Below are 16,643 nucleotides of genomic sequence, written 5' to 3' on the forward strand. Positions count from 1 at the left end.
TCATTGGATCAGGGTGTCGTTGCCACTCTCGCCTTCCAGGATATCGATACCCTCTCTACCATCCAGTACGTTGTCCCTGACGTTACCCCAGATCTCATCGGCATAGCGACTACCAACCACGTTCTCGATGCCGGCACTGGTGGAGAACTCAAGGTAGAGGTCGTCTACATTGACCTCCTGCACAGTGGTGCTGGAGAGGTAGATCTCGATCGGGCCGTCAAATTCACTGAAGTCCAGGGTGTCAGTGTCATAGTAGGCAGTCTCTATGATCTGATCCTGTCCCAGGCCTGAGCCGACAAACAGGTAGGTGTCATCATTCGCGCCACCGGCCAGGTAATCATCACCTGCGCCACCATCGAGTCGGTCTGAACCGAGGTTGCCATACAGCTGGTCGTCCCCTCCGCGGCCTGTCAGCTCATCATCGCCATCTCCACCCGTGATGTTGTTGTCACGGCTGTTGCCACTGATTACATCGTTGAAATCGCTGCCGATTACGTTCTCGAGACCGCTATCACTTGAGAGTGTCAGGGCCAGGTCAGGATCGTTCACCTGCTGTTCTGTCGTAACCGCAAGATCAAGGTCGACCGTACCGGCGAAACCGGAGAAGTCCAGGGTATCCGTATCGGCATCGGCATCGGCAACCTCGACCACCGTATCGCTACCCAGGCCGCTGCCGCTGAAGATGTAGAGATCGTTGCCGCCGCGTCCCTCAAGGATGTCATCGCCTGCAAGACCTTCGAGACGGTTGTCCCGTGCATTGCCCTTGATCACGTCATCATAGGTGTTGCCGACCACATCCTCGATACCCGTGCTGCTGGAGAGGGTGAGTGCCAGGTGGGTGGCGTTCACTTGCTGCATGGCGGTATCAGCGAGATCTACGGCGACCGTGCCGGCGAAACCGGAGAAGTCGAAGGTGTCGGTATCACTGTTGTCAGCCTCGACTACCTGGTCGTGTCCAAGGTTGCCACCGGAGAAGACATACGTGTCATTGCCTGTTCCTGCCTCCTGGTAGTCATCGCCGGTTCCGCCTTCCAGTTGATCCGAACCGGTAGCACCGAGCAGTTCATCACTACCGTCATGGCCTCTCAGGACATCGTCTCCAACACGGCCTTCAATCCGGTTGTCACGTGTATTGCCGTCGATCACGTCGTCATACGCAGTGCCAAGCACATTCTCCACACCGGTACTGCTGGAGAGCGTCAGGGTAAGGTGTGTCGCGTTGACCACCTGCACCGAAGTGCTGGCCAGGTCGATTACCACCGGCCCGTCAAGGCTGATGAAATCAAGGGTATCGCTGTCCAGGTTAGCGGCTTCGATCACCGTGTCGCTGCCAAGGTTGCTGCCGTAGAAGACATACTCATCATCGCCACCGCGTCCCTCGAGGGTATCGTCACCTGCCGCACCTTCAATGCGGTTGATCCGCGTATTGCCCTGGATGATATCGTCGTTGGCGCTGCCGATTACATTTTCGATTCCGGTGTTGCTGGAGAAATCCAGGCCCAGGTTGCCGGTATTCACTGTCTGCAGGGTGGTGCTGGCTAGGTCGACGTCCACTGTGCCGGAGAAGCCGGAGAAGTCGAGCGTGTCCGTATCCACGTTCGCCGCCTCGATGATCTGGTTATCATCAAAACCGCTGCCGACGAACAGGTAGGTATCATCGCCCTCTCCACCGATCAGGGTGTCGTTGCCCGCACTGCCATAAAGGCTGTCTGCACCGGTACCGCCATCGAGTGTGTCATCACCCGGGCTGTCGTACAGGGTGTCGGCTCCTTCGCCACCCAGGATCGTGTTGGAACGTGCGTTGCCGGTAATGACATCGTCAAAGGCACTACCGATCACATCTTCAATGCCGGTCGCAATGGTCAGGGTCAATCCCAGGTTCGATGTATTCACATCCTGAAGCGCCGTATCGGACAGGTCTACCTCGACCGTACCGGCGAACGCCGAGAAGTCCAGGGTATCAACATCAGTATCGGTCTGGGCATCATCGGCCTCGATCACCGTGTCACTGCCAAGGGTACCGCCGGAGAAGATGTATGTATCATCGCCACTACGACCCTGGAGGGTGTCATCGCCTGCCCTGCCCTCGATCCGGTTATCCCGTGCATTGCCCTGAATGGTATCGGCAAAATCACTGCCGATGACATGCTCAATACCGGTGTCAGTGGACAGGTCGAGACTGAGATCGCCGACATTCACCACCTGCTCACTGGTGTCGGCCAAATCAACGGCGACGGTACCGTCAAACCCGGTGAAGTCGAGGGTGTCTGTACCGGTATTGGCGGATTCGATCACCGTATCCGTACCCAAAGCGCTGCCGTTGAAGACATAGATGTCATCGCCACTGCGGCCTTCGAGGGTGTCGTTGCCTGCGCCGCCTTCGATCCGGTTGATGCGCGTATTACCCTGGATCACGTCATCATTGCCGCTGCCAACGACATTTTCGATACCGGTGGTGATGGAAAGGTTCAGGCTCAAGTGGGTAGCGTTCACAACCTGCAGGCTGTCATCGGCCAGGTCGAGCTCAACCGAACCGGCAAATCCCGTGAAATCGAGGGTGTCGCTGTCCACGTTGGCAGCTTCTATGACGTCATCCTGCCCCAGGCCGGCTCCTGCAAACAGGTAGGTGTCATCCCCTTCATCGCCTGACAGCGTGTCATCGCCTGTTCCACCTTCCAGCTGGTCAGCTTCGGTACCACCATAAAGGGCATCATTGCCATTGCCGTCGCTAAGTACATCAGCTCCCGCTCCACCATACAGCGTATCGTTGCCATCATGGCCAGACAGTGTGTCGTCTCCGGCACCGCCATCAAGTGTATTGTCACGGGTATTGCCGTCGATGGTGTCATCATGGATGCCGCCGATAACATTCTCTATACCGGTGGTGCTGGAAAGATCCAGGCTCAGGTTGCCGACATTCACCACCTGCAGGGTGTCGTCTGCCAGGTCGACGTCAACTGATGTTGCAAAGATGGAGAAGTCCAGGGTATCGCTGTCGAGATCAGCGGCCTCTATTACTGTATCTGTACCCAAGGCCCCGCCGGAGAAGACATAGGTGTCATCACCACCCCGACCTTCGAGGTAGTCATCACCTGCCCCGCCTTCCAGCCTGTTGGGCCGTGCGTTACCGAGGATAGTGTCGTTGTTTCCGTTGCCGATCACGTTCTCGATGGCCGAACCGCTGGAGAGAGTCAGGGTCAGGTCAGTACCCAGAGCCTGCGCAGTGTTCAGTGCCAGGTCGATATTGACCACCTCGACAAAGCCGGTGAAATCCAGGGTATCGGTATCGACATCCGTCGCTTCATTGATGGTGTCGTTGCCAAGGCCACCACCAGTGAAGACATACACATCGTCACCACCCCGGCCTTCGAGGTAGTCATTGCCCGGGCCACCCTCGAGACGGTTGTTGTCTGCGTTGCCGTAGAGCTGATCGTTATATGCCGTGCCGGTGACATACTCCATGGCACCGCCGAAAACGTAAAGCACGAGGTCCGCACTGTTGACGACTGTGGCAGAGGCCATATCGACCACGACCGGTGCACCAAAACCGGAGAAGTCGAGTGTATCCAATAGTGCACCACCCTCTTCCTGAACGTAATCGGTTCCCAGTCCCGTCCCAACGAAGAGGTAGGTATCATTGTCGGCATTACCCTGTACCGTATCTAAGCCAGCACCACCTTCAAGAATATCGTCACCATTTCCACCGCTTATGATGTCGTCGCCCTCACCACCATCCAGAACATCATTTCCATCATGGCCCCACATGAAGTCGGCACCCAGACCTCCCTCGATGGTATCTGTACCTTCATTTCCATAGATGAAGTCATTGTCGTTTTCACCGTAGATGAGGTCATCTCCCGAGCCACCGAACATCTGGTCGGCGCCGTCACCACCATACAGGGTGTCATTACCCGAACCACTTGACATCAGATCGGCACCTGCGCCGCCATAGAACAGGTCATCACCGTGATCATCCAACATGGTGTCACTATCCAGACCACCATAGAGAGTATCTGAATCGGCACCGCCGTTCATTTCGTCTTCACCGGCCTCACCGTATAGGGTATCGATACCTTCGTTGCCTTCGATGTAATCGTTGCCGGCTTCACCATGGATTTCATCGTTATCCAGACCACCGTAAAGGTTGTCTGCATCATCACCGCCGTAGATCAGGTCTGCACCGGCATCACCCATGATGGTGTCGGTTCTGGCCTCGCCAAACAGGATGTCCTCGCCCTCTCCACCGGAGATGTTGTCGATGCCGTCACCACCCTTGATCCAGTCGTCACCGGCATTGCCCTGCAGGGTATCGTCGCCCGCTTCACCCCAGATGCTGTCGTTGCCGTCACCACCCTCGATATGGTCGATACCGGTCTTGCCCAGCAGCCTGTCGTCACCGTCACCGCCGTAGAGGGTATCGTCACCGGCATCGCCTTGCAGCCAATCGTTCTCGGCATCGCCCCAGAGGGTGTCGTTGTCCATACCGCCGCTGAGCCTGTCTCTGCCGATACCGCCAAGAAGCTCGTCGTCACCGGCGCCACCGAACAGGACATCGTTACCCTCTTCGCCTTCGAGTCGGTCATTGCCTGCATCACCGAACAGCCAGTCACCAGCCTGTCCGCCGTAGAGGCTATCTGCACCGTCACCACCGAACAGCGTATCGCGGGCATCGCCACCGTAGAGCATGTCATCTCCGGCATTACCGATCAGCCAGTCGTGGTCTTCCTCACCCCACAGTTGGTCGTTGTCGAGACCGCCATCCATATAATCAGCGCCGGTTCCGCCGTAGAGCAGGTCGTCTCCTGCATCGCCGAATACTTGGTCATCGCCTGTGTTGCCGTACAGGGTATCGATGCCGGCTGCACCATAGATGATGTCGTTGCCTTCTCCACCATTGATCATGTTGTTCAGCGAGTTGCCTGTAATCACATCGTCATAGACGCTGCCGATGACATTCTCAATCGTCAGGCTCTCGGCGAATGCAGACGAGAGGGTCAGATCGAGTTCACCCGCGAGCACCTGCTGCTGACTGGCGTTGGACAAGTCAACGGTTGCCGGACCGATGAACTCGCTGAAATCGAGGGTGTCGGTATAGACATTGTCGGCCTCGATGATGGTGTCGTGGCCCAGGTTGCCGCCAACGAAGACATAGACGTCGTCGGCATCGCGGCCATACAGGTAATCGTCGCCTGAACCACCCTGGATCCTGTTGCCCAGGGTATTGCCGTAAATGGTGTCCCCGTTGTCACTGGCGATGATATTTTCAATGCCGGTATCGCTGGAGAGTCTCAGGTTCAGGTTGCCCGGATTGACGACCTGCAGGTCGGTAACGGCCAGGTCCACGTTGGCCGCGACACCGAAGCCAGAGAGATCGAATGTATCGCTGTCAATGGCACTGAGCTCGATGATATCGTCGGTGCCCAGACCGGTACCGATGAAGGCGATGGTGTCGTCACCCCGCGATCCGACAACCAGGTCATCCCCGCCGGTGCCGGGCTGGATCCAGCCGTAATCGCCGTAACCAGTTGGGATCCAGCCTAAAACGCCGTCGTCCGGGACCCAGCCATAACTGTCGTCGGTTGGGATCCAGCCATAACCGCCGTCGCCGGCGATCCAGTCGTCACCAAAGCCGGCATACAACTCGTCGTTGCCATCACCGCCCTCGATGTGGTCATTGCCACTGCCTGCGCCGAGGCTGTCTACCCAGGTCTGGAGCTGCTCTGGCGTCAGCGCCTGATCAAAGATGACAATTTCATCGATCCAGCCATGGAAAGCGTCCTGTATCCTGAAATCGTCCAGATCGCCAGGTTCACCTCTGTTGACCCGGATGTCGCCACCCATGACAAAGGGATCGACATTACCGGCCAATCCGCCTGTGTAGCCATTCTGCCCGACAAGTACGCCATTCAGGTAGAGTTGCATGCCGGCATCGCCGAAGCTGAACGCCAGGTGATACCAGGTATCCGCGGCAATTGTCTGACTCGACTGGACAGTCCAGAGCTGGCTCGCTCCCTGCAGGCTAACGCTGAGGTTTTCATTATCAAGTGCTATGCGCAGATCGCCTTCGGTTATGCCGTCAACCGTTGATTTTTCGAACAAGGTCTGTGCGGTGTTGATGCGATCGGTGTTGAACCAGAACTGAATCGTTCCGTTGGTCAGTTCAAATACCGAATCGTGTGCGACCGCCACGTATTCATGGAGAGTATTGCCAAATTCGATTGCCGTACCGGCATCATAGAATACGAGGTCGGACGATGGGCCCGGATCCACCATATCGGGCGATGACAAATACAGGGTAGCGTCTTGCGGGAAGCCAGCCGAGTCTTCCAGCAAGGTTCCGCTGGTCTCGTTGAAGTTCCACCAGGCCACCGGCGGCATCAGGTCGCTGGCAATGATGTCGTCACCTTCATCACCGCGCAGGGTATCGTCTGCCTCGCGACCGATGATGAAGTCGTCTCCGGCGCGGCCTTCTATGGTGTTCTCGCGCAGGTTGCCCCAGATCTCGTCAGCGTAGGCGCTGCCGATCACGTTCTCGATGCCGGTGCCGCTGGAGAGCGTGAGCTGCTGGTGATCGACATTGAGCACCTGCAGATCGGTCACTGTCAGGTCGATGGTGATGCCACCGGCGAGGCCGCTGAAGTCGAGGGTATCGGCCAGGTTGTTGCGGTCCGGGTCTTCCTCACCTGTTTCGAATACCTGGTCGCTGCCCTGATTACTGTCGGTGAAGTAGTAGATGTCGTTGCCGAGCTGGCCGTAGAGCAGGTCATCGCCCTGACCGCCGGTGATGCGATCATCACCACCCAGATCGGGATGGGTCAGCATGATCTCTGCGCCGCTCTCATCGAGGGAGACCAGGTAACCGCGGTCACCGGTGATGATGTCGTCCTTGCTGCCACCTTTCAGAATGTCGTGGCCCTGGCCACCAAAGATGATCATGGGCACCGAGGAGGTGGATGCATCCAGGATATCGTCGTCTGCGTAACCCGGATAGATGTCGTAGGGCCGCTGGGTGTAGAAGACGCTGAAGTCATCTTCGTTTTCGGTCAGGTTGACCGTCAGTTCGTCATTGCCCAGGCCAGTGTAGATCGTGGTGATGGTCTGCACGCTGTTGTTGTAATGGGTTCCATCGATGTCGATGGTGTCATCACCGAAACCGGTCCAGAGGCTCACGCCGCTGCTGAAGTCGCCGTCGGTACGGTAACTGATTGCACCGTCGGCCAGGCCGAGCATGTAGATGTCATAGGTTTCAGGCACATCGTTGAGATCGTTGGCATCATCGTACGGCGGTACGTTGGGATCCCTGGCCTGGGCCCTGCTGAGCTGATCGGTAATCAGTACATCGGTGTCACCTACCAGGCTCGCCTCGTCGCTCACCATCAGCTGGTGGCTGCCGGCACCGGCGTCGATGTTGAGCCAACCGTCGATGTCGTGCAGATGGCCGAGCAGGAACGTGGTGTTATCGGACTGATCGTATTCCGCCCTGGAGGAGACGTAGATCCGCTCATCGCCGGCACCCAGGTTGAGGTTGGTATTGGCAGTGGTGCCCTGTACGCTGAAGACATCATGGCCATCACCGAGATCGATATTCAGGTAATCGATACCGTAGTAGTTGATGCCATCCACGCGGGTCTCGACAACCGCAGTCGCGGGCTCGATTATCTGTGCAGGCTTGACTACCGCCTCTCCATCACCGCCGGTGGTCACGTCGATAGTGAAGTCATCTGCGTTCAGCTTCTCAATCAACAGCTCGTTGCCGTCCTGGGTTGCGCTGTACGTGGTCTGACCGTCGGTATTGATCAGCACTACCAGGCCCTCGACCACCTCGGCCACACTGAGATTACCGGTCACGCTGAAGTCGAATACCATCTCAGATGCGTCAGCACTATCAGTCAGGGTGACGCTCCAAGTATCACCGTCACGAGGCGCTCCACCGAACTCGACAATACTTCTCTTCGCTGTAGTGGCTACTTCAACGCTGAAGTCGTTCCCGGCTAGGTTCTCGATGAACAGCGTCTCGCCCTCGTGTACCGCGCGGTACTGCGGCAGGCCGTTGATATTGATCTGTTCTGCAAGGGCCTGGACCACGGTGGTGAGGCTGACGCTGCCACTCACGGTGTAGTCGAAGGTCATGACCGAGCTGTTGTCGGCATCGGTCAGGGTGACGCTCCAGGTCTCACCGTCCTGAGGCGCGCCATGGAACTCGACGTTGCCGCTCAGGGCCTCGCCGGTCAGCAGGCTGGTATCGATATCGTGGATCAGCAGATCGTCATACTCACCCTGGAAGATGATATGGAAGACGTTATCGTGCTTGGTGACCAGTACGTTGTCGGTGTACGGCCATGCCGGATCGCGGGTCGCCTCGTCAAATACCGGGTCAATATCGCGGCTCGAGCCATTCGGGTTCAGGATCGGGCTGATTGCCTTGTAGAGATCAACGGCCGATGCGTCGTAGTCGATCGGATCGGTCACATGCTCGATCCATTCACCTATATCGTTCTGGAGCATGAAGCTGAGGGTGAAGGTGCCATCTGCAGCGTTCATGGTGATGGTCTGCACGTTGTTGAGCAGCTGCTCGGTGGTACCGTCGCTGTAGGTACTGACGAATACATTCACCGAAGCGTTCGGGCTGGGCAGCAGTCCACTGGTCTCGATGGTCTCGCCCCAGGTGATCTGGTCGAAGTCCACACCGGCCTGGTCGCGAACGAAGCTGATGCTGTAGCTGACCTGTCTGGGTACCGGCGGTTCATGAACCTCGACACGGATGTCGTCGAAGTCGAAGAGGCCCTGCAGCCTGGTTTCGATATCGGATTCACCCAGTCCGTATGCCAGGGTAACCATGGAGTAGCCATCGCCGCGGGTGTAGTACTGGCCTTCGGTGACGGTGGTGAATTCGCTGCTGTCGCGATACACGATCACCAGGGTCTCGCCAGTAGCCAGGGCGGTAAATGCCGCATCGGCCAGGGTATTGATTGCATCTGCAAGGCCCGCGGCCACATCGGCCATGGAGTCGAGGGCATCACCGGCGGTTACCGTGTAGCTGAATACGCTGGTGACATCGTCCACAGTGATCGAGACTGACCAGGTCTCCCCTTCTGCAGGCGTGCCGAGCAACTGGGCAGTGGTGGTGCTGGTTTCTGCATCGATGACCTGGTAACCGGAGATGAAGTCGTCACCGACGATCAGCTTGTTGAACTCCATGCTGAACTCGGTTGCAGACAGGTTGGTGACCAGCAGGTTGCCGCCGATGTTGGTTGCCACGAACGCATCGCCGAATGCGGTATCTGCGTTTATTGCCGCGGCCAGGCCTGCTGCCACTTCGGTAAGGGTGTTGCCCGCAACGACTGTGTAGCTGTAGCTGGTGGTGAATTCACCGTCGGTGATCGAAACTGTCCAGACCTCATCGGCGACCGCCTCAGTCAGCAGTACAGCGGTGGCAGCCTTATCGTTATCGATGATGTAGCTGCCGACATCGGCGAAGACCATGCTGAACTCATCACCTGCCGAGTTGGTTACCTGCAGGCTGGTTCCGTCAGTCCAGGCGGTGAAGGCACCTTCATAGGCATCGGCATCGTTAATTGCACTTTCGAGACCTGCCACGACATCAGCCAGCGTATCATCGGTTACAACCGTGTAACTGTAGTTTGTGGTGAGGGCATCCACAGTGATCGCAATCGTCCACACATCATCAGCTACAGGCGTACCGAACAGCACTGCAGTGGCACTGGTCGTGCCCCTGGCAACGGTGTAACTGTCGACACCATCGAAGTCCACGCTGAATGCATCGCCAGCCAGGCTGGTGACTACCAGTCGCTCACCAACTGCTATGGCGGTAAACGCATCATCCGCGTTTATTTCACTGGCGAGTCCTGCCGTCACATCTGCCAGCGTATCATCGGTTACAACCGTATAACTGTAGACGTTGATGTCTGCACCAACATTGATCGTGACTGTCCATACGTCATCAGCAACAGGTGTTCCAACCAGGCTTGCCGTGATGGTAGTGTCATACGCTGCCCTGCCATTATCGATGATGTAACGATCGGCATTATCGAATGTCAGTCCGAACTGATCGCCATCGGAGTGGCTGACAACCAGGCTGTCACCGCTGGCTGTGGCGATAATTGCCTGATCCAGCTCGGTATCTGCGGTGATCGCGCTTGCGAGGGCTGCAGCCACATCGGCCAGGGTGTCATCGGTCACAACGATGTAGCTGTAGTTGCTTATAAAACCGGCAACCGTGAGTAAAACCGTCCAGACATCACCGGCTACAGGCGTACCCATCAACTGAACAGAAACCGCCGTATCGTAGCTCTCGTTGTAGCTGGCGACCATCTGGATATCAAAGCCCGTACTGAACTCGTCGCCGGCCAGGTTGGTTACGACCAAGCTGTCGCCATCGGCGTTTGCTGCGAATCCACTTCCAGCATCCGCATTGATCTCGGCTGCAAGTCCCTCGGCGATTTCGGCCAGGGTAACGCTATTGCTGACCACGTCGAAGCTGTACTCCAGAGTGCTGTCACCTGTGGTCAGCTGGACACTCCAGACCTCGCCTGCCAGCGTCATCTCTACCCCATCCTCGGCCAGGTAGAGATCGATCACCGTGGAGCGTGAAGTCTCGGAGTCCACCGTGTCCACGTCGGTGGTACGCAGCAAGTAGGTACCGCTGGCGGCCTGGACGGTGATGGTCTGGATCTCGGAGACCGTCGGCATGTCGAGGCCAGTCAGGGTATTGCCGGTGAGCAGACCGATATTGTCCGTGACGTCGCTGCTGTCGTTGACCACCAGGGTGTCGCCAGCGTCGCCACCGCCATTGATGGTGAGCAGTGCGGCGATCGGATCGACCAGGTTGTCGATGCTGCCGACAACGATGTCGTCTGCCCCGGCACCGGTCTCGATGCTGGTGTGGCCGGAGATGGTCTGTACATATACATCGTCCTCGCCCTGGCCGAAGGAGATGTTGGTGGCGCCGGTGTGGGTGCTCTCGATGGTGAAGTCGTTGTCACCGGTACCCAGCTCGATGTTCAGGTTCTCGAGGTGATAGTAGGTGATGCCACCGGCGATCTCGCGACCGTTGATGATGGTGTTGCCGCCCATGCCGAGGCCGGTCAGGGTGCTCTCGGTGAGAACGCCGGTATCGTTGGACGGGCTGTTGCCGTGGAATACGGTGACCGTATCGACCTGGGTCGTCTCGTCGACGCGGATATTCGGGTTGATCGGCGTGTAGTAGTACTGGTTGCCGATATCGGGCTTGGCCAGCACGATGGTGTCATTGGTGCCGGTAATCGTGGCCGTACCTGATGTCGGAGTGATCACAGTGACATCGGTGATATCGAAGGCCATGCTGAAGCCCTGGTCGGCATCATTGGTCACTGTAATGGTGCTGCCATCCACAGTGGCTGAGAAGTCGACCAGCAGAGCATCGGTGGCAATGTCCGTGCTGTTGTTGCTGTTGATACCTGCAGCGATGGCCGTGGCGATATCGGCGAGCGTATCATCGGAGAGCACGGTATGGGCAACAACAACTACTTCGTCAGCTTCGGTCGTCAGCTCAAGGCTCCAGACCTCGTCTTCTGCAGGCGTTCCGCCCAGTTCCAGTTCATCGTTTAAGATGTAGTGCGTACCCTCGGTCGGCGTGGTGGTGACCGCATCGGCGATCTCGAATACCGCATCGAAGGTCTTGCCTGCACGGTTGACGATCTCGAAGCCGCCGTTCTGGATTTCTGCAACGTAGTTGGCCAGCAGCGAATTGTCGGTACCGTCACTGTTGAGGTTCCCGTTGATCAGTGCCGCCAGGGCGGCTGCGATTTCGGCAAGGGTGTCGCCCTCTTCCGTGATGCAGGAAACTGTGACCAGCTCACCATCTTCGTTGGTCAACTGGACGCTCCAGGTTTCACCGAGCACCGCCGTACCACCCAGACCGACGTTGAGTCCGTGCGGATCGTGCACGGTGTAGCTGCCGTCGGTGGTGGCACCGTTGGGCACGATCTCGAAATTGGCGGTGAAAGGTTCGCTCGCGGCGTTGACCAGTGCCAGTGTCGCCGTACCTGCAGTTTCAACATCAGGTTCAAAGCCAGCCACGTAATCAACCAGTGTCTGGATATCCTGGTTGATGATATCTGCCAGGGCCCCCGCGATATCGTAGGGAGTATCGCCCAAGGCAACCGTGTACTCGGCACTGACGATATCACCATCCTCGTTGATCATCTCGACGCGCCAGACCTCGCCTTCTGCTGGCGTACCGCCAAGATCGATGTTGATGCCATCCGGGTTACTTCCCCAATCGCTGGTGAAGGTAACGGTGTAACCGGAGACCAGCGGCAGGTAAGCCGAGCTGATATCTTCAGCCAGGGCCTGGGTGACCGTCTCTATGTCATCGCCTGCACCGACCGTGTAAGTCGAAACATCCTCGTCATCGTCGACGGTGGTATCCGGGTCGAGGGTCAGGATCCAGGTTTCACCTTCCATGGCCGGGGTTATCGGGGTGATCAGGCGGAAAGCACCCACTGTCCATTCGACGCCCTGATAGAGACTCTGAACCGGGGCACCGCTGATCGTCGCGTTGCCATGACTACTGATGACGTTACTGGAGTTTCTGACCTCGAAATCCACATCGAACGATGTGCCGTCAGGTTTCTTCAGGCGCAGCTTGCTGTTGCCAAGGATATCCACCAGCGCTTCGGCCTCGATGCCGATGCCGATGCCTGCATCGTTGATATCTTCTGCCAGTGCACGGACGACCTTCGAAAGTGCACGACTGTCTGCAGTGACGGTGTAGGTATATACATGGGTATCATCGATCGTGATCTTCCATGTGTCGTCGATATTAGCCGTACCACCAAGGGCCACCATGGCCTCGAGCCAGCTCAGGGATGCCAGGTCGTCCTGGTTTGGTGTGCCCATGAACTCAACGCGGCCGGTCAGGTCACCAATGCTGGTACCGCCAGCATCCTCGATATCCAGGCTGATCGTAAACGGCGTATCGTTAGCAAACGACAGGATCTCACCTGAGACATCGGCGACATCCAGGTTACTGCCGAAGGCCGAGCCAGTGAGAAGGGTGAAACCATAGAGGTAGTCGTCCATGCGCGGATCGAAGCCCGGACGTTCGCCGACCAGGGCGTTGAAGTGGAAGGCATCATCGTCGCTGAGCTGTGCCACGGTTTCGGCAACACCGTCACCATCCACATCGACAGTGACCACGCCGACATCGCTTAGCGTACCGTCGGCCAGCGGGAAGTTGGTCTCTTCGGGCAGGCGGAACGGATCGTTCAGGTAGCGCTCTTCATCGACCTGGACGCCTCCCTCGATGGTGAGCGGTCCGCGGATGGCGTTGACGCGCTCTTCGAATGCCGGGAATACCAGAGCGTCGCCGCCGTCAAGGACGCTGTCGTCGATTGCCATCACGTGAACGGTCTGTGGTGCACTCCAGTTGGAATCAGTAAAGACCACCTGCTGGGTGATATTTGCACCGCCCTGGCTGTCCGGATCGATAACCACGTTCAAGGTGAACTCATCATCGGGAATATCACTGCTGATTGTCACTACCCGACCCCGGATGATGATGTCGTACTCGTCGTAGACCAGGGTGCCGGGAACAGGATTGCCAAAGAGTTCTTCAGACAACAGCTGCTCGCCGAGTTCTGCAGCCACCGTGGCCAGGGTATCACCAAACAGCACCTCGTATTCCACGGTCGCTGTGCCACCCAGACCTGTGAGGATCAGTGACCAGGTATCGCCCACGGCCACATCACCGCCGGTCTCTACGGTGCGCTCGACCAGGTCCCCGGTTTCGTCGTCACGCTTCTCACCATACAGTGCGACACCTTCGGTATCCGGGGTGATAGCAAAGCCGGTGAAGAACGGGGCATCGTCGGTTACGCGGAGTTTGTAAATCCCTTGCCCTGCGTCAGATATATCCTCTGCGAAGTAAGCGCCATCCATATTGATCGCAGTCACCAGTGCGCTGACGATATCTGCCTGGTCTTCATCGGCGCCGACCTTGTAGAAGAATACGCTGTTGGCCGTGCTGCTGTAGTCCTTATCCAGGACATCGTTCGACAAGTCGGCAATCACATCGTCGTGCAGCGTCTCCAGCCCGATCTTGGTGTTGATGCCACTCAGGGTCAGTATCCAGGTATCACCCTCGATCGCCTGCCCGGTCAATTCGATCTCGACCCGGTCGGTAGCGGTATGGACCTGCAGGGCCTCGTTTTCACCAAAGGCGGTATCTGGATTGAAGGCGTCATCCGAGTTGTAAGTACGGGTCAGTTGCGGAACCACGTCGACCACAACCTCTTCACCGGCAAGCAGCTCACCTGTCAGTGTCAGCGTGTAGCTATCTACCCTCGGTTGATATTCGTCAGCATACTCTTCGGACATGCGCAGGCTGATTTCGTAGCGGCTGCTGCTGTCCGGCTGTTCTGACCAGGTATTGAGCGGCGACAGTATGTATTCGCGGCTCTTGGCATCGTAGCCGGTAATTATTGCCGACTGTCCCTTGCCTGCACCCTCCACGATGGTCAGGTACTTGTCTTGCAAGGCAAGTGCATCCTGGTTTTCATCATGTCGTGGCAGTGAAATGATCAGGTCGTAGTCAAGGCCATGCCAAACAGAATTGATCGTCCGCCACTGGTTGGAGGCGAGTTCCGGATATTGCGCAACCAATTCATCGGAGAATGTAGCTATAGAGCTGACGCGGACCTTGTATGTACCCGCCTCTGTGAAGACATACTCGATGAATGGATCCAGTCCATGGCTATCACTGCCCAGATCTACCGCGTCGTTGCTGGCCTGGTTGTTGGGATCCGCATAACCGAACCAATCCTCGACAACCAGTTCATCCGGCGTCAGGGTATCGTCGTCCGACTTGTAGATCTCGATCTTGGGACTGACGGTAGCACCTACCTGGGTGTAAATCGGCACTTGGTAATAGTAGGTAACAGGCACCCACCCGTAGATGGGTATACCGAGGAAGGACCCAGTCTGTTTCCACTCGAGAACCGTGTAAGACCTGGTCTCCCAGTGTGAGAGCACAGGAATCGGGAACGCATCATTGACCAGTTGGGTCTTGTCGATATCGAACAGGCCACGCACCTCGCCACCACGATCGGTCGAGAAGCTGAGCGGGTCGATATAACCATTTCCTGGGTTCTTGTCCTCTATCTGGATTCTTGTCTTAACGCCATTGGCATTTTCAACCAGCGTTACATCGTAGACAGCACTTATTCCATATGTGGCCTTGTTTATCTCCTCAACGAAGAGACCCAGAATATGCGAGAGTGTCTGATCATTCTTATTTTCAATTGAAGCGGGTGATGTCCAGGTGACACGCACGCCATCGATCACGATACTCCACTCTTCACTGTACCTGACGGCTTCCTCATCGGTCAGTTCACCGTCTGCCCCGACATTCGACGCGTAATCCCAAACCATCGTCGTGTAAAGGGCTTCGGTCTGGACTTCTTCTACTGAATCATAGGCCTTGCGTACCAGGTCGATCGGGCCGAGAGCGACGACCGCATCGGTACCGGTTGATGTGACAATGATCTTGCCACCCACCACCGTGGCACTAATGTCAGCACTGTTGGCGGTTGCCCATTCGTTAATCCAGGCAGCCAGTGCATTGGCAGCCACAGCAGAATCCCCTTGCTCTGCAGGGTACTCTTCCTTGACGCCATCATTATCCAGATCGATGAACCACTTATCACCCGTACGGTTCGGTCCATAATCACCAAGGGTAATGACCTGCTCCCAATCCACGTCAGGCTCACCGCTTTCGGCCATGGAGACAGTGCCAATAACATCTGGTGTAGCAATCGTTCCACCCGCTGTAAATGAGCTAATATCCATTGTTGTCCGATAGATGTAAATCTTTTCAGCATTGTTGAAGGCATCATAGTCACCACTGACATCACTGGCGACTCCTAATGCAACACCACTAAGACCACCGGTATTATCAACCGGAACCGTGTAACCATTGACACTACCGATTACACTCCATGTTTCTTGTTCCGCCGCAGTTCCTTGCGTGCTGGTAAGAACTACCGTGGCCGCTGCATGCACTTCGCCATCGATTACCTCGTCAGGCGTCGTACCATCACCAGGGTTATTGTCCCCGTCATGGTCATAGGCAATGGTAGGCGTGTTGGCCAGTTCATCAGCAGTACCTCCTTCACGGAAGATTACAAGGATACTGCCGGAATTGAATGCCTTATATCCATCACTAGCACCTTCTGTATCAATATCAGACGCCAGGTCATTGGCAACTTCAGTAGCGTCATGCGAAGGATTCTTATTGTAGGTAAAGGTAATGTCATCCGCTGGATCTGTCGTTGTATAGAGTGCAACCTCCCAGCTATTGTCATTCGACAAATTGAAATCCGCGATATCGAACACAGCCACCGAAGCAGTACCATCCGTGAAACCACCATCGGTAACTGCTTTGGTGATTGTCGCTGATATAGCAGATGACCAGTTCAATTCAGAACCGCCGAAGACAAGTTCACTGCTATTCCGGGTAATAGTGAAATCGGTATACCCGTCAACTATTCCATCAGAACCAGTATCATCAAATGCATCTTCCAGGTCACCGGCAATGAGACTTGGAGTATCATTAAGGCCGGCCGTTACTTGTTTTGTCACCC

At 56.6% G+C, this 16,643-nt stretch carries 1 protein-coding gene (cut by a window edge); it reads right to left on the reverse strand.

The genetic code is table 11. The features are described 5' to 3' along the window. Positions 1–16,643, reverse strand: the 3' portion of a protein-coding gene (locus BOW53_RS12660; RefSeq protein WP_245831929.1) for a LamG-like jellyroll fold domain-containing protein. The gene runs 28,060 nt beyond the window's last position; the window shows 16,643 of its 44,703 coding nt (coding positions 28,061–44,703); its start codon lies beyond the right edge, outside the window — the gene reads right to left on this strand; the stop codon is at positions 1–3.

The sequence above is a fragment of the Solemya velesiana gill symbiont genome (assembly GCF_002020805.1).
Lineage (GTDB): Bacteria > Pseudomonadota > Gammaproteobacteria > Chromatiales > Chromatiaceae > Sedimenticola_A.